The organism is Pseudomonas sp. TE3895, from assembly GCF_056278855.1.
The window spans coordinates 1942759-1961871 of sequence record NZ_JBWBQE010000001.1 but is presented as its reverse complement, the minus strand read 5'-3'; the positions used below and the strand labels follow the sequence as shown (position 1 = coordinate 1961871).

Here is a 19113-nt window from a genome sequence, read left to right as displayed (position 1 = left end):
TGGGAGCGGCCTTGTGTCGCGATAGGAGGGCAACGCCCTCCCCTGCGGCGTCACGGCCGAGCGTTGATCTGTTGCTGCAGGTTCTGAATCTGGCTCTGCAGCGTATTCAGGTTACGCGTCATCTGCGCACGGAAGGCATCGAACTCCTGCACCGAAGCACCACTGGATGACGCCGCGGCCGGGCGGTTGTCGACCTGGCTCTTCAACACCAGCATGTCCTGCTGCAGGCTCTGAATCTCAGCGCTCGGGTTGCCCTGTTTCTTCAAGGCTGCCACCTCGCTACCCAAACTCTTGAGCTGGCCGTCCAGCTGGCCGCCATCCACCTGTGAGGCTTTCAGCGCGGCAACCTGCTCGCTCAGGCTCTTCAACTGGGCATCCAGCTTGCCACCATCGACCTGGCCCGAACGCAGCGCCGCCAGCTCGCCATTGACCAGCTTCAGTTGCGCCTGCAACTGGCTTTGCAACTCGGTCACAGCCTTCTGCTGTTCTCGGGTATCGGCCAGCACCTGCTCCAGACGCTTGCCCAGGTCGCCGGTTTGCCCGGCAACACCCTGCTGCAACTGGCGCAGCTGTAGCTTCAATGCCTCACTGCTGGTAGTGGCGCCAGACTCACTGGCCGCCACCTTGCCACTGATCGCCTGAAGGCGGCCAGCCGCCTCTTCACTGATGCGGGCAAAGCTTTCCTGGGTCGCCACCAGTTGCTGCTCCATCAGCGAGATCTGCTGAAAGCTCCACCAACCCAGCCCCGCCAACGCGATGAACGCGGCACCGATCAACGCCCACAACGGTGCCGTGCTGGCCCCGCGGGCGGCTTTCTGGCGGCTGCGCATCACATGCGCCGGCATCAGTTCGTCATCATCAACGGTGCCCGCCCGCAAGGCAGGCACGTCATCAAAGTCATCGTGAGCATGGTTACGCATGGATACATTCAACCGCGGTAGTCACAAAGAGGCACGAGTATAAACCGCCAGCGCGGCGCATTGATGACCATTGTCAGCCGGGCGGCAAATGCTTCCACCAGCCGCAGAATTCATCCAGCGCCGTCCACAGGCTGACCTTGGGTTGGTAGTCCAGGTACTGCCGGGCACGGCTGATATCCAGGGTGAAATCACGGCTCATCACCTGCATCCCCAGGCGCGACAAGGTCGGTTGCGGGCGCCCTGGCCATAACATGCAGGCCGCCTCGTTGAGCGCGGCCAGGCTGTAGGCAAGGCCATAGGAACGGTAGCGGGTCACCTGGGGAAGCTGCATCTGGCGCATCACGTAGTTGACCACGTCCCACAGCGGCAGTGGCTGGCCGTTGCTTATGTTGTAAGCCTGGCCCAGCGCCCGGTCATCAGCGAACAATGCACTTAGCAGCGCCTCGTTGAGGTTATGCACACTGGTGAAATCGACCTTGTTCAGGCCGTTGCCGATGATCGCCACACGCCCTTTGCGCTGCATCTGCATCAGCCGCGGGAAGATACTGGCATCGCCCGCACCGGTAACGAAGCGCGGACGCAGCGCCAGCACTTCCAGGCCGAACTCCTGGGCACCGAACACTTTCTGCTCGGCCAGGTACTTGGTTTGCCCATAGTGATCGTGGAAGCGACGCGGTACCTGGTCTTCACGGACGTCCAGACGCGAACGGCCATTGAAGTAGATCGACGGCGAAGACAGGTGCACCAGACGCCGTACGTGCTCTTTCAGGCAGCCCTCGACCACGTTCTCGGTCACCACCACGTTGCCTTGGTAGAAATCCTGATAGCGCCCCCAGTTACCCACCGCGCCAGCGCAATGCACCACGGCTTCGACACCCTGGCACAAACGCCGGGCCAGCTCGGCGTCACCCAGATCGCCCGGGATGAACTGTGCGCCACGCTTGACCAGATGCTCGACCCCTTCGGCACGGCGGCCGCTGACGCGCACGTCCAGGCCTTGCTCCAGGGCGAAACGCGCAAAGCGCCCGCCAATGAAGCCACTCGCGCCGGTGACCAGAATTCGCATGTAACACTCCGTCTTGCCAGATTTCAGATGCAACTGACGCCAGCCATGGCTACAAGGGCACCAGCCAATGCTGTGCGGTGTGCCGAAGGTGGTCGGTCAGTTGCGCGAGCAATTGCCCGCCATTGCGCCAATGATGCCAGTACAGCGGCACATCGATAGGGGTATCGCGGCAGATTTCTACCAATTGCCCACTGGCCAGTTGCTCCCGGGCCTGCAGCTCAGGCACCAGGCCCCACCCCAACCCGGCCTCGGTCATGCGCAGGAAGCCTTCGGATGAAGGGCACAGGTGGTGCAGGAAACCACCCTCTATGCCCAGCGATGCCAGGTAGCGATGCTGCAGGAAATCGTCCGGGCCGTACACGATCGCTGGCGTACGGGCCAGGCGGCTGGCGACAAAACCTTGGGGGAAGTGCCGCGCCATGAACACGGGACTGGCCAATGCCCGGTAGCGCATGGCCCCCAGTGGCAAACTGCGTGCGCCGGCTACCGGCCGCTCGCTCCCACACAGGCAGGCCGCCACTTCGCCGGCACGCATGCGTTTCAGGCCCACTTCCTGGTCCTCAACCACCAGGTCGGTCAGCACGTTCTGTTGTGCGCAGAAGTTGCCCACCGCGCCGGCCCACCAGGTGGCCAGGCTATCGGCGTTGAGGGCGATACGCAGGCGCTCCGGCATGCCCTCTTCATCCAGCGCCGGTACCTGGCGCTGCAGGTCGCGTTCAAGCAGGCGCACCTGCTGCACATGGTTGAGTAGCTGCCGACCGACTTCGGTCGTGCCGGGCGGCGAGGCACGTACCAGCACCGGCTGGCCGACCCGCGCCTCAAGCAACTTGATGCGCTGGGAAATGGCCGATTGCGACAAGCCCAGCACCTGCGCCGCACGCTCGAAACCGCCTTGTTCGATCACTGCCGCGAGGGCAGCCAGCAGTTTGTAGTCGAACATCGATTTTCCTAATGGGTGATCAGCTTTATTTGTTTTTCTTATACAGCGCCGAACATCACAATGGCCAGCATCTTCCGTGACCCTTTTTGGAGAGCCCTGCCATGTGGCAAAGCTATCTCAATGGCATGCTGGTGGCCTTCGGCCTGATCATGGCCATCGGTGCCCAGAACGCCTTCGTCCTCGCCCAGAGCCTGCGCCGTGAGCATCACCTGCCGGTGGCAGCGCTGTGCATCGTCTGTGACGCCATCCTCGTGGCCGCCGGGGTATTCGGCCTGGCCACCGTGCTGGCACACAACCCGACCTTGCTGGCAATCGCCCGCTGGGGCGGCGCAGTGTTCCTGATCTGGTACGGCGCCAAGGCGCTGCGCAGTGCCTGCTCCAAGCAGAGCCTGCAGCACCAGCAAGGCCAGGGCGTTCGCTCTCGGCGCGCCGTGCTGCTCAGCGCCCTGGCGGTGACCCTGCTGAACCCGCACGTGTACCTCGATACGGTGTTGCTGATCGGCTCGCTGGGCGCCCAACAGTCCGCCCCTGGCGCCTACGTGGCCGGTGCGGCCAGCGCTTCGCTGCTGTGGTTCTCGACCCTGGCCATTGGCGCGGCGTGGCTGGCACCGTGGCTGGCGCGGCCGGCGACCTGGCGCATGCTCGACCTGATGGTGGCGGTGATGATGTTCGCGGTGGCGGCGCAATTGATCTTCAACTGACCTCGGGGCGCGGCATATTCATCAACGGCAAGATCGAGCGGCACGCGGTCTTGCAGGCAACACCCGCGCAACGCCGAGCCGCCGGTCGGCACAGCCCAGCCCCTGCGGAACCTCTATTCCCTATGTTTGTTGCGTGGTTATGCGCCGGGCCCGGTGCTATGATCCAGCCCTTGCGTCGCAAAGAGTACAGACTCGCCGACGCTTATCGGGCCGCCCGTGATCGGCCTTGCGCAAACCGCAAACAGACCTGAATCAGGAGATCCACCATGGCTTTTGAATTGCCGCCGCTGCCGTACGCCCATGATGCCCTGCAGCCGCACATCTCCAAGGAAACCCTGGAGTATCACCACGACAAGCACCACAACACCTATGTCGTGAACCTGAACAACCTGGTCCCAGGCACCGAATTCGAAGGCAAGACCCTGGAAGAGATCGTCAAGAGCTCTTCGGGCGGCATCTTCAACAACGCCGCTCAAGTCTGGAACCACACCTTCTACTGGAACTGCCTGTCGCCAAACGGCGGCGGCCAGCCTACCGGTGCACTGGCTGACGCCATCAACGCCGCTTTCGGTTCCTTCGACAAGTTCAAGGAAGAGTTCACCAAGACTTCGGTTGGCACCTTCGGTTCCGGCTGGGGCTGGCTGGTGAAGAAAGCTGACGGTTCCCTGGCCCTGGCCAGCACCATCGGCGCCGGCTGCCCACTGACCAGCGGCGACACCCCGCTGCTGACCTGCGACGTCTGGGAACACGCCTACTACATCGACTACCGCAACCTGCGTCCGAAGTACGTCGAGGCGTTCTGGAACCTGGTCAACTGGGCCTTCGTTGCCGAGCAGTTCGAAGGCAAGACCTTCAAGGCCTGAGTCCCTCAGCCTTGAGCAAGAAACCCGGCCTCGCGCCGTAATGCTGGCAGTCCAGCATTGCCATCCACGCCGGGCTTCCTCGAAAAACCGATGCCAGTCTTCTGGCATCGGTTTTTTTTCAAGGGTTCTGGAACGGGCCAGCGCACAGGGCTTTCATGAGGCGTACTGACCAAGCCAGCCAAGGCTATCCGCAGTAGCGCCCGTAGGCCGGTACTCACACCCGACCCAGCCCGCATACCCGCGCTGCTCCAGCGTCGCAAACAACCCTGCAATGTCCATCTGCCCCGTCCCCGGTTGATGCCGCCCAGGACAGTCGGCCACCTGCACATGCACCGTCCGCTCAAAGAACTGTGCCAGCACATCGGCCGCATTTCCGGTCAACAACTGCGCATGGTAAAGATCAAGGATCAGCCCGAGACTCGCATACGTCTCCAGCACCTGCTGTGCCTTGCTGAAGTCGGACATGTAATACCCTGGCATTTCCTGCGTGCAGATCACTTCGATCAATGGCCGCAGCCCTTGGTCCTCGAAGTACTTCACGGCATAGTCCAGGTTGCTCGCGTACACCTTGCCGGCGCCATCCTCGTGGGTTATCCCGGACATCAGGTGCACATCCGTACATGCCAGTGTGCGGGCATAGCTGGCTGCCTGGCGCAACCCGTCACGAAACTCGGGTTCCCTGCCCGCCACTGCAGCAATGCCCTTGGAAACGCCAGCCGGTGCGGCAAACTGGACCAATGGCAACGCGTACTTTGCCAGTTCATCAGCCAACAAACTCGCATCCAACTCATAGGGCGAGGGGAATTCCACCGCGCGAAATCCGGCGGCAGCGGCGGCTTCGATACGCTGCAGAAAAGGCATTTCGTTGAACTGGAAGCCGAGGTGAGCATTGAATTTGAGCATGTGTAAAGATCCATCCCGGGAAGAAAACATTCGTCGTTCCAAATCCTGAGCCGCGGCTCAGGCACTGCGCTGGCGGCAACTGCGCCAGCTCGCTGCGTGCAGATACTCAGGTCCTTCGTGTGTGGTATTTTCCTGCCCCAGTCCGACCCAAATCTGCCGGATCGACTGAAGTCAAACATTCGGAATACAGCCTGTGATCAAGAAAGACCTCGCCCTGCAATTGGCCCCTCGCGTCATCGAGATGATCCGCGCCCGGTCGATGAAGGCCGGCGAGCCATTGCGCGAGCAGACCTTCGCCCAAGCCTTCGATGTCTCCCGCTCCCCCATCCGCAGGGTATTCGCCCTGCTCGCCGAGTGGAACATCGCGGTCCAGGAGCCCAATCGCGGCTATTTTCTGAAACAGGACGCCGGGCAGATCCAGGAAGCCACCGTACCGCCCGTCTGCGACCCCTTCGAAGACTTCTACCTGCGTGTGGTGGACGACATCCTCAACGGGGAAATCCCTGCCGAATTCTTTGAAGCCCAGCTACTGCGACGCTACTCTGTGCCTCGCGGGCAACTGCTCAAGGTCCTCAACCGGCTGGCAAGCGAAGCCATGGTCGAGCGCAAGCCCGGGCAAGGCTGGAGCCTCAACGAATTCGTGCACAACGCCCAGACCCACATCCAGAGCTACCGCTTCCGCATGGCCATCGAGCCGGCCGCACTGCGTGAGCCGGGCTACAACGTGAACCAGGCCGCCTTTGCCAAAGCCAGGGCGCAACAGCAGGCCATGCTCGACGGCGAGATTCACACGCTGTCACGTGCCCAACTGTTTGAAATCGGCGCCCAGTTTCACGAAATGATCGTGCAATGCTCGGGCAACCTCTTCTTCATCGATGCCATACGCCGGCAAAACCAGCTCAGACGCTTCATGAGCTACAAAGCCAACGTCGACCGCAGTCGCCTGATGACGCAATGCCTGGAGCACCTGCACCTGCTCGACCTGATCGAATCCGGTCGGCGCGAAGAGGCCGCACGGTTTCTGTGGAAACATCTGGACGAAGTCGGCCGCCTCAAAACCGGCCAGGCTGCCTTGCAGGAAAGCCAGCCGGCATAACCCCTCTCCCACCTCCCTTCAAACCCGCGCGTGAATCAGGCATGGCAGCTTAGCCATTGCCTCCTTTTGACACAAGATACAAAGCAGCCTGAAAAATGAGCGCTCGCCGTAAATTTCGCGCCACTTATTGTATTTCATTGCAACAATAAGCAATATGCGCACCGCTCGGACGCACTGTGGCACCGAATCACACAGGAAGGGATGCAATGGAACAAGGAACGTTGGCTAAAGGGACGGGGGTCTCGAGCCTTCTGTTCGGGGTGTACACGATTCTGCTGGCCCTGCTTGGCCTGACACTGGCCTATCAGGGAGGCGCGCTGGTCAATGCCGGTGGCTCGCCTTACTACGCGATGATGGGCACCGTATTGTTGCTGGCCGCCGCACTCATGGGCCTGAAGAAGGCGGTCGGAATCTACCTCTATGGCGCAGCATCCCTGGCCACCTACGGTTGGGCGATCTGGGAGTCGGGCTACAACGGCTGGGCCTATATTCCACGCCTGGCCTGGCTGGTACTGCTCAGTGTGATCTTTCTGGCTTTCTGGCCACTGGTCCGCCGCGACTTCGCCAAAATCAACAAGGCACTGTACTTCAGCATCATGGGCGTGCTGCCGCTGCTGATGGCGGCCACCATCCTGGCACCGCTGTTCTTCCCGAACACCGTTCATCTGGCCGACTCGCCGGCTATCACCGCGCATTCACAGCAACCGTTCAGCCGCAGCACGGTGGCATCACCAGACGCCAACGTCGCCGCGTCTCACGACAAGACCAATTGGACCGCCTATGCCGGCTCGAACCTCGGCAACCACTATTCCGCTGCAGCGCAGATTACTCCAGCTAACGTTTCCGGCCTGGTCAAGGCGTGGGAATACCACCATGGCGATGTCAAACAGCCTGGCGAAAAAACCAAGTATCTGAACGAGGCGACCCCCATCAAGGTTGGCGACTCGCTGTATACCTGCACGCCGAAGCAAATCATCATTTCGTTGAACGCGACCACCGGCAAAGAGAACTGGCGCTACGATTCGAAAGTCGACCCGGACTACTTCGCCAACGGCGGTGCCTATTGCCGTGGTGTCTCGTACTACGAAGTACCCAATGCCAGCGGGCTGTGCGCCAAACGCATCATCTGGGGCACCAACGACATCCGCCTGGGTGCAGTTGATGCGCTTACCGGGCAGGCCTGCCCAGACTTCGGCACGGCAGGCTTTGCCGACCTCAAGGACGGCCTGGGTACGTTCCGTAAAGGCTCCACCGGCATCACTTCCGCACCGCTGGTCATCCGCGGGGTGGTCATCACCGGTGGCCGGGTGCTGGACTCGGATGTGCGCCCGGCACCGTCAGGCGTGGTTCGCGCCTACGATGCAGTCAGCGGCAAACAAAAGTGGGCCTGGGATCTTGGCCGTCCCGATAGCACTGCCCCTGCCGAGGCAGATGAAACCTATACGCTCAGCACGCCCAACTCATGGGCGCCGATTTCCGCCGACGACGAGCTGGGGCTGGTATACATCACCACTGGTAATGCTGCAGGTGACTTCTATGGCGGTACCCGTACCGAACAGGAAGACACGTTCAGCTCTTCGCTGGTGGCCCTGGATGCCCTCACCGGCAAGGTCAAATGGCACTTCCAGACCGTCCATCACGACCTCTGGGACTACGACCTGAGCCCACAACCGGCGCTGATCGATTTCCCCACCGCCAACGGCACACGCCCGGCAGTCATTCAAGCCACCAAGTCAGGCCAGTTGTTCGTCCTGGACCGAGCCACCGGCGAACCGCTGGTCGATATCTCGGAGGCTGCCGTCCCACAGGGCACGGCCCCAGGGGACAACACCGCGGCGACGCAACCGTTGTCACCGGGCATGCCGAGCACCATGGGCCGTCCATCGAAAAACCCGGAAGTGCTGAACGAAGCCAATGCCTGGGGCCTGACACCGTTCGATCAGCTGCAATGTCGCATCGAGTTTCGCCAGGCGCGTTACGAAGGGATCTTTACGCCACCGGTAGTCGGCCAGCAAAGCCTGATCTTCCCCGGGCACCACGGCGGCCTGAACTGGGGCGGCGTGATGGTGGACCTGCAGCGAGGCCTGCTGATCATCAACAACCAGCGGCTGCCGTACATGCAGGGGCTGGTTCCACGCGAGCAGCTCGATGCGATCAATGCCAAATCGTTCCAGGAGTCGCCCGGCAATAACCAAGGGTTCCGCGTCCAGGCCGGCCTGCCGTACGGGGCCATCAAGGACCCATGGATGTCGGCGCTGGAACAACCGTGCATCGCGCCACCCTGGGGGTTCATCTCCGCTATCGACCTGCGCACCCGTGAAGTGCGCTGGAGCCGCCCATTCGGCACCGGCTATGACAGCGGTCCCTTGGGCATCGCCTCGAAACTGCGCTTCGAAATTGGTACACCGAGCGATGCCACCGGCGTGGCTACAGCCGGCGGCGTGACCTTCATCGGCGCTGCCATCGACCGTTTCATGCGCGCCTACAACAGCGAAAGTGGTGAATTGCTGTGGGAAGAACGCCTACCGGCCGGCAACCAGGCGTCGCCCCTGACCTACGTGAGCGAAGGTCGCCAGTACGTGGTTGCCGTGGTCGGCGGGCATGACCGGATTCCGACCAAGCTGGGTGACAGCATCATTGCCTGGGCGCTGCCGGAGAAATAGCGCTGCCTTTCAGGGGCAGCCATCGGTTACTTCCGCTCCACAGGCCCTCTGTTCGAGGAGTGTGCCATGCCTGTGGGGGCGGGCTATCCGCGAAGCAGCCAGCACGTATTTCACCTGCGCCCCACCCGCAAAACGCTTGCTCAGACCGCATACCACGCTAACATCAAACCTCTGGAAGATTGACACAGCGCATTCAAGTTGCGGGGTCAGGCAACCGATACACTGCTCATGATCGGCCGGTAGTGTATCGTCATCGTTGATGGCAAAATGATGCCATGCGCATGGATTAAGGAAACCCCATTGAAGCTGGAATTGCGGAACAGCTTGTCGGTCAAGTTGCTCAGGGTCGTGCTGCTGTCGGCGCTGGCGGTCGGCGTCGTGCTCAGCTGTGCGCAAATCGTCTATGACACCTACAAGACCCGCCAAGCCGTGAACAACGATGCCCAGCGCATCCTCGACATGTTCCGCGATCCCTCGACCCAGGCGGTTTACAGCCTTGACCGTGAAATGGGCATGCAGGTCATGGAAGGCCTGTTCCAGGACGAATCAGTGCGCATGGCCTCCATTGGCCACCCCAACGAAACCATGCTGGCAGAAAAGTCCCGCCCGCTGCAGGACATGTCCATGCGCTGGCTCACCGACCTCATCCTCGGCCAGGAGCGCACCTACACCACGCAACTGGTAGGCCGTGGCCCTTACAGCGAATACTACGGCGACCTCAGCATTACCCTCGATACCTCCTCCTACGGCAAAGATTTCCTGATCAACGCGGTGATCATCTTCATATCCGGCGTGCTGCGGGCCATGGCCATGGGCCTGGTGCTTTACCTGGTCTACCACTGGCTGCTGACCAAACCGCTGTCGAAGATCATCGAGCACCTCACCCAGATCAACCCTGACCGCCCCAGCCAGCACCAGATACCGCTGCTCAAGGGCCACGAGAAAAACGAGCTGGGCCTGTGGGTGAACACTGCCAACCAGTTGCTGGCCTCGATCGAGCGCAACACCCATTTGCGCCACGAGGCGGAAAACAGCCTGCAGCGCATGGCCCAGTACGACTTCCTCACCGGCCTGCCCAACCGCCAGCAATTGCAGCAGCAACTGGACAAGATCCTCGTCGACGGCGGCCGCCTGCAGCACCGAGTGGCTGTGCTGTGCGTTGGCCTGGACGACTTCAAGGGTATCAACGAACAATTCAGCTACCAGGTCGGTGACCAGTTGCTGCTGGCCCTGGCCGATCGACTACGCGCCCACAGCGGCCGGCTGGGCGCTCTGGCGCGGCTGGGCGGCGACCAGTTCGCCCTGGTACAGGCCAATATCGAGCAGCCCTACGAGGCTGCCGAACTGGCGCAAAGCATCCTAGACGACCTGGAAGTACCGTTCGACCTCGACCACGAGCAAATCCGCCTGCGCGCGACCATCGGCATCACCCTGTTCCCCGAAGACGGTGACAGCACCGAAAAACTGCTGCAGAAAGCCGAACAGACCATGACCCTGGCCAAGGCCCGCTCGCGCAACCGCTACCAGTTCTATATCGCCAGCGTCGACAGCGAGATGCGTCGCCGTCGCGAACTGGAAAAGGACCTGCGTGAAGCCCTGCCCCGCAACCAGCTGTACCTGGTGTACCAACCACAGATCAGCTACCGCGACCACCGAGTGGTCGGCGTAGAGGCCCTGCTACGCTGGCAGCACCCGGACCTGGGCATGGTGCCACCCGACCAGTTCATCCCCTTGGCCGAGCAGAACGGCAGCATCATCAGCATCGGCGAATGGGTGCTTGACCAGGCCTGCCGGCAACTGCGCGAATGGCACGACCAGGGCTTCAGCGACCTGCGCATGGCGGTCAACCTGTCTACCGTGCAACTGCACCACAGCGAGCTGCCACGGGTGGTCAACAACCTGCTGCAAGCCTATCGCCTACCACCGCGCAGCCTGGAACTGGAAGTCACCGAAACCGGCCTGATGGAAGACATCAGCACCGCCGCCCAGCACCTGTTGAGCCTGCGCCGCTCCGGGGCGCTGATTGCCATCGACGACTTCGGCACTGGCTACTCGTCCCTCAGCTATCTGAAGTCGCTGCCACTGGACAAGATCAAGATCGACAAGAGTTTCGTTCAGGACCTGCTCGACGACGATGACGACGCCACCATCGTTCGCGCCATCATCCAGCTGGGCAAGAGCCTGGGGATGCAGGTGATCGCCGAGGGCGTGGAGACTGCCGAGCAGGAAACCTACATCGTTGCCCAGGGTTGCCACGAGGGCCAGGGCTACCACTACAGCAAGCCCCTATCGGCCCGTGAACTGACCCACTTCCTCAAACAAGCGCAACGCAACCGGGTTTCGGTGTCCTGAGGCCACCTGCCCGGTTACAGGTCCCCTGATTTACATGAATTGCGCGCCCACCTCTTTACAGCAAATGCAAATCTTTCGCATGATGTTGTAGTTTTGCGTGCCACGGCGCACGGTCCACCCCTTTGGTCCAACCACACGATGCAGGAAAACCAATAATGATTCGAATGCCTCTGGCCTCCGCCAGTCTGCTGGCCATTGCCATCGCCCTCGCCGGTTGCGGTGAAGGCAAGGACGAAAAAGCCGCCGCGCCGCAAGCCCAGGCACCTGCTGCCGCCACCACCGCTGTTGCGCCAGGGGCTGTCGACGAAGCAGCCGGCAAAGCCGTGGTCAAGCATTACACCGACATGGTCTACGCCGTGTACAGCGACTCGCTGAGCACTGCCAAGACGCTGCAGACCGCGGTCGACGCGTTCCTGGCCAAGCCCAACGACGAAACCCTGAAAGCCGCCAAGGAAGCCTGGTTCGCCGCGCGCGTACCGTACCTGCAGAGCGAAACCTTCCGCTTTGGCAACACCATCATCGACGACTGGGAAGGCCAGGTGAACGCCTGGCCCCTGGACGAAGGCCTGATCGACTACGTCGACAAGAGCTACGAGCACGCCTTGGGCAACCCGGGGGCCAGCGCCAACATCATCGCCAACACCGAGATCCAGGTGGGCGAAGAGAAGGTCGACGTCAAGGACATCACCCCCGAAAAACTGGCTAGCCTGAACGAGCTGGCTGGCTCCGAGGCCAACGTTGCCACGGGCTATCACGCCATCGAATTCCTGCTCTGGGGTCAGGACCTGAACGGCACCGGCCCTGGCGCTGGCAACCGCCCGGCATCCGACTACCTGGAAGGCCAAGGCGCTACCGGCGGCCACAACGACCGCCGCCGCGCCTACCTGAAAGCGGTTACCGACCTGCTGGTCACCGACCTCGAAGAGATGGTCGGCAACTGGGCACCGAACGTCGCCGACAACTACCGCGCCAAGCTGGAAGCCGAGCCTGTCAACGACGGCCTGCGCAAGATGCTGTTCGGCATGGGCAGCCTGTCGCTGGGCGAACTGGCTGGCGAGCGCATGAAAGTTTCGCTGGAAGCCAACTCGCCGGAAGACGAGCAAGACTGCTTCAGCGACAACACCCACTACTCGCACTTCTACGACGCCAAGGGCATCCGCAACGTCTACCTGGGCGAGTACACCCGCCCGGACGGCACCAAGCTGACCGGCCCTAGCCTGTCGTCGCTGGTCGCCAAGGTTGACCCGGCCGCCGATGCGGCCCTCAAGGCCGATCTGGAAGCCACCGAGGCCAAGCTTCAGGTAATCGTCGACCACGCCCTCAAAGGCGAGCACTACGACCAGCTGATCGCCGCCGACAACGCTGCTGGCAACCAGATCGTGCGTGACGCCATCGCCGCCCTGGTCAAGCAGACCGGCTCGATCGAGCAGGCCGCGGGCAAGCTGGGCATTGCCAACCTGAACCCGGACACTGCGGATCACGAGTTCTGATCCTGCTGTAGCGCTTCATCGCAAACGCCCGGCCTTGTGCCGGGCGTTTTCGTTTGCTGCCGGGTAAAACGCTTCCCGCTGCCTGGCGTGCACGCAGATGCTCATCCTGTAGGCCTTCGATCAAACCTAACAGGAGGCACAGTGCTACAGATTCTTGATGTCTGGGGCGAAGGCCGAATCGTCCAGCGCATGAATGGGGAAGACCTCATCACCGGATTCAACGATGCGTACAACCTGAACAAGGCTGGCCAGCTCATCTCCAACGGGCCGTTCGCTGGCGGGCACATTCCCAACCTCATTGTCGTATACGAATACGATGCTCCGGACTTTCCCCTCGACGACCATGCAGTCCCTCACGTGACGCTGATGGGCGCTCCGATCACCCACCATGTGGCCGAGGAAATGTGCCGGGTAGTTGCCCGCCCCGGCAAGATCTACCTCTACGACCCCAACGAAACCGACCGCCGGATGTTCGAGGCAGTCGCCATTGACCATGGGATGCAGCTGCTCGGTCGCTTTCATCCCGCCGAGCTCGACCCCCCGTTCAACGAAATCACCTTGCTCGCGGCCTATGTCTATCGCGCCCCGACCAGCCCGTTACCCCGCCCGAAAACTGAACATTGAAAGGAAACAAAACATGGCCAATGTCACTTACTTGCGCTCCATCGCCAATAACACGCCTTATACCCTGACCCTGATCGACGGTGAAAACCGCAGCAACAGCCTGGCAGTCGGCGCCCAGCACGTCTGGAATGGCTCGCTGGCCATCCCGTGGATCGGCAGATCGACCGAGAACCACAAGGCCTTGCGCCTGATCCTCGGCCCGTCTGCCGACACCAGCATCTGGATATTCCAGGATTACTGGCAACCTGCGCACATGGACGCGGTCAAGTGCATTACCGCCTCCTCCATGGAATACACCAGCGAAGAAGTCATCGAAGTCACCGGCGATAATCGCGGTGGCGGCAACAAGAACCTGATCGTCAACCTGGTCAACCGACACTTCATGCTCTATATGGCCTGACCAACCGCGCTCGCAGCGATTTCATCAAGCAAACGCAAATTGCTCTTATTCAATGATCCTGGGCCTGCTAAGCTGCACGCCGGTTTTTCGCTCACGCCCAGGATTCTCGATGTCCTTGTCGCTGTCCCGACTCCCCCCCCTGCTGCTGGCCCTGGCCTTGGCCGCCTGTGACGACGCCCCGCGTTTCACCCACGCCGAGCCCGGCGAAGCGTTGTCGGGTGGCCAGGCGACCGTGCAGCGCAGCGACCGCAATGCCTATTCCCTACCCTCGGCCAACCTCTCGCCAGCGCTACGCCTGGACTTCGCCGTGGGTAACAGCTTCTTTCGCAACCCTTGGGTGATCGCGCCGTCAACCACCACCGCGCGTGATGGTCTGGGCCCGCTGTTCAATACCAACGCCTGTCAGAACTGCCACGTGCGCGATGGCCGTGGCCATCCACCAGAGCCGGGCGACAGCAACGCGGTGGGTATGCTGGTACGCCTGTCGATCCCCGACCAACCCTACCTGGCCAAAGTGATCGAGCGCCTCGGCGTGGTGCCAGAGCCTGTCTACGGTACCCAGTTGCAGGACATGGCCATCCCCGGCGTGGCGCCCGAAGGCAAGGTGCGGGTGAGCTACACCCGCGAAACCGTGTCATTCAAGGACGGCCACCAGGTCGAGCTGCGCAAGCCAGCCCTGCAAATCACCCAGCTCGGCTATGGTGTGATGCACCCCGACACGCGCTTTTCTGCGCGGGTGGCACCACCGATGATCGGCCTGGGCCTGCTTGAAGCGATCCCCGAAGCCGACCTGCTGGCCAACGAAGACCCGGACGACCGTAACCGCGATGGCATCCGCGGGCGGGCCAACCGTGTGTGGGACGACGCCCAGGGCAAAACAGTGATCGGCCGCTTCGGCTGGAAAGCCGGGCAGCCCAACGTCAACCAGCAGAACGTGCACGCCTTTGCCGGCGACATGGGCCTGACCAGCACCCTGCTGCCCAACGACGATTGCACTCCGGCACAAACCGGCTGCCTGGCTGCGCCCAACGGCGACGGTGCCGATGGCGAGAAAGAAGTCAGCGACAACATCCTGCGCCTGGTCACGTTCTACACCCGCAACCTGGCGGTGCCGGCCCGCCGCGACGTCGGCTCGCCACAGGTGCTGGCGGGCAAGAACCTGTTCTACCAGGCGGGTTGCCAAGGTTGCCACACACCGCAGTTCACCACCGCCGCCGACGCCACCGAACCCGCGTTGGCCAACCAGGTCATCCGCCCCTACAGCGACTTGCTGCTGCATGACATGGGCCCGGGGCTGGCCGACGAGCGCACCGAATTCGCCGCCAACGGCCAGGACTGGCGTACGCCGCCACTGTGGGGCATCGGCCTGAGCGAAACGGTCAGTGGCCATAGCCAGTTCCTGCATGACGGCCGCGCCCGCAACCTGCTTGAAGCCGTCCTGTGGCACGGTGGCGAAGCCGAGGCGGCACGCAACTTCGTACTCACTTTCAATGCCGAGCAGCGCGCCGCGTTGCTGGCGTTCCTGAACTCACTTTAAACGCGCAAAGGAGCCGGGCATGTTCCGACCCAAACTGTTGTTCACCAGCCTCGCCGCACTCGCCCTCGGTGCCTGCTCGCCACAAGACCCGCAAGCAGTGACCTCCGCCGCCATCGCCAACCAGGTGATCCTGCCTACCTACAGCCGCTGGGTCGAGGCCGATCGTACGCTGGCTGCCAGTGCCCTGGCGTATTGCGAAGGCAAGGAAAGCCTGGACAAAGCCCGCGCCGACTTCCTCAATGCACAAAAAGCCTGGGCCGAGCTGCAACCGCTACTGGTCGGCCCGTTGGCTGAAGGCAACCGCGCCTGGCAGGTCCAATTCTGGCCTGACAAGAAAAACCTGGTCGGCCGTCAGGTCGAGCAACTGGTCAACGGCGACAAGCCGGTTGATGCTGAGGCTTTGGGCAAGTCCAGCGTAGTGGTACGTGGCTTGTCGGCCTATGAGTACATCCTGTTCGACAGCAAGCCGGACATCGCCACTGCCGAACAGAAAGCCCGCTACTGCCCGCTGCTGGTGGCCATCGGCGCGCACCAGAAGGCCTTGGCAGAGGAGATTCTCAAAGGCTGGAACAGCACCGATGGCATGCTTTCGCAGATGACTAAGTTCCCCAACCAGCGCTACGCCGATTCCCACGAGGCTATCGCCGATCTGCTGCGCGCCCAGGTGACCGCCCTGGATACCCTGAAGAAGAAGCTCGGCGCACCGATGGGCCGTCAGAGCAAGGGCATCCCGCAGCCGCTGCAGGCCGAGGCCTGGCGCAGCCACAACTCGATGAACAGCCTGCAGGCCAGCCTCAAGGCCGCCGAAGCTGTCTGGGTCGGGGTAGACAACCAGGGCCTGCGCGGCCTGCTGCCCAGCGATCAGAAAGCGCTGGCGGACAAGATCGACGCTGCCTACGCAACCTCGCTCAAGTTGCTGGCCGATAACCAGAAAACGCTGGGTGAGCTGCTGGCCGACGACGCCGGTCAGCAAACCCTCAACCAGATCTACGACAGCTTGAACGTCGTCCACCGCCTGCACGAAGGCGATCTGGCCAAGGCGCTGAACATCCAGCTGGGCTTCAATGCCAACGACGGTGACTGATCATGCTGCGACGCCAGGCACTCAAACTCGGTAGCGTATTGCTCAGTGCCCTCACCTTGGGCGGCTGGAGCCTGTTCCGCAGCAAAGGCAGCGAACCCTTGCTGCTCTCGGCGCGTGACAACGGCGACGGCCAGCACTATGCCGTAGGTTTTCGCCTGGACGGCACACAGGTGTTCAGCACCCAGGTCGCTCAGCGTTGCCATGCCATCATCCACCACCCTGAGCTGCCCATCGCCCTGTTCGTCGCCCGCCGCCCAGGCACCGAAAGCTACCTGATCGACCTGCGTGACGGGCGCCTGCTGCAAACGGTAGCCTCGCAGCCGAACCGGCACTTCTATGGCCACGCCGTCGTGCACAAAGGCGGCGAATGGCTGTATGCCACCGAGAACGACACCACCGACCCAGGCCGCGGTGTGCTTGGCGTGTACCGTTTCGAAGGCGAACGCCTGGTGCACACCGGTGAGATCCCGACCCACGGTATCGGCCCGCACGAGGTTGCCTGGCTGCCTGACGGTGAAACGCTGGTCGTGGCCAACGGCGGTATCCGTACCGAAGCCGAAAGCCGTGTCGAGATGAACCTCGACGCCATGCAACCGAGCCTGGTGCTGATGCAGCGCGACGGCACCCTGCTGAGCAAGGAAACCCTGGCCCAGCAGATGAACAGCGTACGACACCTGGCAGTGGCCAGCGATGGCACCATCGCCGCCTGCCAGCAGTTCATGGGCGATGCCGATGAAACTGCCGAGCTGCTGGCGATCAAGCGCCCGGGCGAGCCATTCAAGGCCTTCCCGGTGCCAGAGCGGCAACTGCAAGCCATGGCCCAATACACCGCAAGCGTTGCCATCCACAGCGAGCTGCGGCTGGTGGCGCTGACGGCACCGCGGGCCAACCGCCTGTTCGTCTGGGACCTGGACAGCGGCGCGGTGCGGCTGGATGCCCCGATGCCCGACTGCGCAGGCGTTGGCGCGGTGAAGGACGGCTTTGTCGTCACCTCCGGGCAGGGCCGCTGCCGGTTCTACGATTGCCGCAAGGCCGAACTGGTCGGGCAACCGATGAACCTGCCGTCCGGCTTCTGGGACAACCACCTGCATCTCGTCTGATTTTTCCGTTGCATTCACTGGCCTTCTCGCGGTTAAAGCCGATCCCACAGGGTTCTACACGGTCCCTGTAGGAGCGGCTTTAGCCGCGAAAAGGCCGGCACAGGCATTTCACGCCCCTCCTCCCGAAAAACAGTCAATACTTCCCCCATCCGCACGTGGGCAGGATCGCCCGTTGTCGTGTAGAAGCGAATAACAACTGCATCCAAGGAACCGGACCTATGCTGCGCCGCCGCATGCTCATCATGTTGGCCGTGGTTCTGCTGATCGTGCTGGCCCTGGGGGGTTACAAAGCCTTCTCGATCTACCAGCAGATCCAGATGTTCACTGCCCCCAAGCCCCCCATCACCGTGGCGGCTGCCATGGCCGAACAACGCCCGTGGCAAGAACGCCTGCCCGCTGTCGGCAGCCTCAAGGCGCTGCAGGGTGTGGATCTGAGCCTGGAGGTGGAAGGCATCGTCAAATCCCTGCACTTCGACTCAGGCCAGCAGGTCAAGGCCGGGCAACTGCTCTTGCAGCTCAACGACGATCAGGAAACAGCCCTGCTCGGTACCGCCCTGGCCGACCTGGGCCTGGCCAAGGTCGACTTCGGCCGTGGCAGCCAGCTGGTGGGCGATTCGGCCATCTCCCGCGGCGAGTTCGACCGCCTTTCCTCCCAGTACCGGCGCAACCAGGCAGTGGTCGAGCAGCTTAAGGCGCAGAAGATCAAGAAACGCATCAATGCGCCTTTCAGCGGCACCATCGGCATCCGCCAGGTGGACATCGGCCAGTACCTGGCCGCCGGGGCTGTGATCGCCACCCTGCAAGACACGTCCAGCCTGTACGTAGACTTCAACGTGCCGGAACAGGCGCTGCCACACCTGAGCCTGGGCCAGCAGGTGCTGGTGCAAGTGGCCGCCTACCCCGGCCAGCGCTTCCCCGGCAGCCTCAGCGCCATCAACCCCAAGGTCGAGGAAACCACGCGCAACCTGCTGGTACGCGCCACCATGGCCAACCCCGACGGCAAACTGCTGCCAGGCATGTTCGCCAGCCTGTTGATCCTGCTGCCCAACCCGCAGCCGCAAGTGGTGGTGCCGGAAAGCGCCATTACCTACACCCTGTATGGCAACTCGGTGTATGTCGCCTCACCGAAAAAGGACAAGGACGGCAAACCGGAATACAACGACAAGGGCCAACCCCAGCTGGTCGCCGAACAGCGCACGGTAAAGACTGGCGAGCGCCGAGACGGCGTGGTTGTAGTCAGCGAAGGCCTGCAGGCCGGGGAACAGGTGGTCACCGCCGGGCAGCTGAAACTCACACCCGGTGCCGCAATACGCATTGGCCAGGACAACGCCCTCAAGCCCGAACCGGGCGCAGCGGCCAAGGACTGACAGGAGG

Annotated in this window: 16 protein-coding genes; 12 read left to right on the top strand and 4 right to left on the bottom strand. The window is 62.3% G+C overall.

Features of this window, described 5'->3' with window-relative positions; translation table 11 throughout:
• Positions 1–50 precede the first annotated feature (50 nt).
• The 3 genes from ACZ889_RS08815 to ACZ889_RS08805 form a co-directional block, all read right to left on the bottom strand.
• Positions 51–920 carry an ATPase gene (locus tag ACZ889_RS08815; protein WP_161774069.1) on the bottom strand — a complete coding sequence of 290 codons (870 nt, stop codon included), beginning with the start codon at positions 918–920 and terminating at the stop codon, positions 51–53.
• Between the two features lie 73 nt (positions 921–993).
• Positions 994–1986, bottom strand: a complete 993-nt coding sequence (locus ACZ889_RS08810) for an NAD-dependent epimerase/dehydratase family protein (protein WP_003255182.1) — start codon at positions 1984–1986, stop codon at positions 994–996.
• A 49-nt stretch (positions 1987–2035) separates the two neighbouring features.
• A complete protein-coding gene (locus tag ACZ889_RS08805; protein WP_003255184.1) occupies positions 2036–2926 on the bottom strand; it encodes a LysR family transcriptional regulator ArgP in 891 nt (296 codons plus the stop codon).
• A gap of 101 nt (positions 2927–3027) precedes the next feature.
• On the opposite strand from ACZ889_RS08805, the gene ACZ889_RS08800 reads away from it, so the two are divergent.
• Positions 3028–3627: a LysE/ArgO family amino acid transporter gene (locus ACZ889_RS08800; protein ID WP_003255185.1), complete on the top strand. Its 600-nt coding sequence runs from the start codon at positions 3028–3030 to the stop codon at positions 3625–3627.
• 266 nt (positions 3628–3893) lie between these two features.
• Positions 3894–4490, top strand: coding sequence for a superoxide dismutase (locus ACZ889_RS08795; protein WP_003255187.1), 597 nt, complete (start codon positions 3894–3896; stop codon positions 4488–4490).
• A 153-nt stretch (positions 4491–4643) separates the two neighbouring features.
• Here the strand turns inward: ACZ889_RS08795 and ACZ889_RS08790 are convergent, their stop codons facing one another.
• Entirely contained in the window at positions 4644–5393 is a 750-nt protein-coding gene (locus ACZ889_RS08790; RefSeq protein ID WP_104886647.1) for a hydroxypyruvate isomerase family protein, read from the bottom strand.
• 193 nt (positions 5394–5586) lie between these two features.
• Here ACZ889_RS08790 and ACZ889_RS08785 point away from each other — a divergent pair, with 193 nt between their 5' ends.
• The 10 genes from ACZ889_RS08785 to ACZ889_RS08740 all read left to right on the top strand — a co-directional run bounded on the left by ACZ889_RS08785 (position 5587) and on the right by ACZ889_RS08740 (position 19106).
• Entirely contained in the window at positions 5587–6489 is a 903-nt protein-coding gene (locus ACZ889_RS08785; protein WP_003255190.1) for a GntR family transcriptional regulator, read from the top strand.
• A gap of 206 nt (positions 6490–6695) precedes the next feature.
• Positions 6696–9152: a membrane-bound PQQ-dependent dehydrogenase, glucose/quinate/shikimate family gene (locus ACZ889_RS08780; protein ID WP_180688800.1), complete on the top strand. Its 2457-nt coding sequence runs from the start codon at positions 6696–6698 to the stop codon at positions 9150–9152.
• Between the two features lie 300 nt (positions 9153–9452).
• Positions 9453–11504 (top strand): putative bifunctional diguanylate cyclase/phosphodiesterase, encoded by a 2052-nt coding sequence (locus ACZ889_RS08775; RefSeq protein WP_180688801.1) that lies wholly within the window; start codon positions 9453–9455, stop codon positions 11502–11504.
• Positions 11505–11659: 155 nt separating this feature from the next.
• Positions 11660–12994, top strand: coding sequence for an imelysin family protein (locus ACZ889_RS08770; RefSeq protein WP_012051295.1), 1335 nt, complete (start codon positions 11660–11662; stop codon positions 12992–12994).
• Between the two features lie 141 nt (positions 12995–13135).
• Complete coding sequence (locus ACZ889_RS08765) at positions 13136–13618, top strand: hypothetical protein (RefSeq protein ID WP_180688803.1); 483 nt, start codon at positions 13136–13138, stop codon at positions 13616–13618.
• A gap of 13 nt (positions 13619–13631) precedes the next feature.
• A complete protein-coding gene (locus tag ACZ889_RS08760) occupies positions 13632–14018 on the top strand; it encodes a hypothetical protein (RefSeq protein WP_020192047.1) in 387 nt (128 codons plus the stop codon).
• A 109-nt stretch (positions 14019–14127) separates the two neighbouring features.
• Positions 14128–15555: a di-heme oxidoreductase family protein gene (locus tag ACZ889_RS08755; RefSeq protein WP_476257314.1), complete on the top strand. Its 1428-nt coding sequence runs from the start codon at positions 14128–14130 to the stop codon at positions 15553–15555.
• Between the two features lie 19 nt (positions 15556–15574).
• Positions 15575–16639 (top strand): imelysin family protein, encoded by a 1065-nt coding sequence (locus ACZ889_RS08750; RefSeq protein ID WP_010952113.1) that lies wholly within the window; start codon positions 15575–15577, stop codon positions 16637–16639.
• Between the two features lie 2 nt (positions 16640–16641).
• Complete coding sequence (locus tag ACZ889_RS08745; RefSeq protein WP_108078510.1) at positions 16642–17739, top strand: DUF1513 domain-containing protein; 1098 nt, start codon at positions 16642–16644, stop codon at positions 17737–17739.
• A 218-nt stretch (positions 17740–17957) separates the two neighbouring features.
• Positions 17958–19106, top strand: a complete 1149-nt coding sequence (locus ACZ889_RS08740; protein WP_180688805.1) for an efflux RND transporter periplasmic adaptor subunit — start codon at positions 17958–17960, stop codon at positions 19104–19106.
• Positions 19107–19113: the final 7 nt, after the last annotated feature.

What these genes read in the sequence shown, in the direction of transcription:
- ACZ889_RS08780 (WP_180688800.1), top strand. Translation starts at nt 6,696, where the DNA reads ATGGAACAAGGAACGTTGGCTAAAGGGACGGGGGTCTCGAGCCTTCTG.
- ACZ889_RS08805 (WP_003255184.1), bottom strand. Translation starts at nt 2,926, where the DNA reads ATGTTCGACTACAAACTGCTGGCTGCCCTCGCGGCAGTGATCGAACAA.
- ACZ889_RS08770 (WP_012051295.1), top strand. Translation starts at nt 11,660, where the DNA reads ATGATTCGAATGCCTCTGGCCTCCGCCAGTCTGCTGGCCATTGCCATC.
- ACZ889_RS08755 (WP_476257314.1), top strand. Translation starts at nt 14,128, where the DNA reads ATGTCCTTGTCGCTGTCCCGACTCCCCCCCCTGCTGCTGGCCCTGGCC.
- ACZ889_RS08740 (WP_180688805.1), top strand. Translation starts at nt 17,958, where the DNA reads ATGCTGCGCCGCCGCATGCTCATCATGTTGGCCGTGGTTCTGCTGATC.
- ACZ889_RS08795 (WP_003255187.1), top strand. Translation starts at nt 3,894, where the DNA reads ATGGCTTTTGAATTGCCGCCGCTGCCGTACGCCCATGATGCCCTGCAG.
- ACZ889_RS08750 (WP_010952113.1), top strand. Translation starts at nt 15,575, where the DNA reads ATGTTCCGACCCAAACTGTTGTTCACCAGCCTCGCCGCACTCGCCCTC.
- ACZ889_RS08800 (WP_003255185.1), top strand. Translation starts at nt 3,028, where the DNA reads ATGTGGCAAAGCTATCTCAATGGCATGCTGGTGGCCTTCGGCCTGATC.
- ACZ889_RS08745 (WP_108078510.1), top strand. Translation starts at nt 16,642, where the DNA reads ATGCTGCGACGCCAGGCACTCAAACTCGGTAGCGTATTGCTCAGTGCC.
- ACZ889_RS08790 (WP_104886647.1), bottom strand. Translation starts at nt 5,393, where the DNA reads ATGCTCAAATTCAATGCTCACCTCGGCTTCCAGTTCAACGAAATGCCT.
- ACZ889_RS08815 (WP_161774069.1), bottom strand. Translation starts at nt 920, where the DNA reads ATGCGTAACCATGCTCACGATGACTTTGATGACGTGCCTGCCTTGCGG.
- ACZ889_RS08760 (WP_020192047.1), top strand. Translation starts at nt 13,632, where the DNA reads ATGGCCAATGTCACTTACTTGCGCTCCATCGCCAATAACACGCCTTAT.
- ACZ889_RS08810 (WP_003255182.1), bottom strand. Translation starts at nt 1,986, where the DNA reads ATGCGAATTCTGGTCACCGGCGCGAGTGGCTTCATTGGCGGGCGCTTT.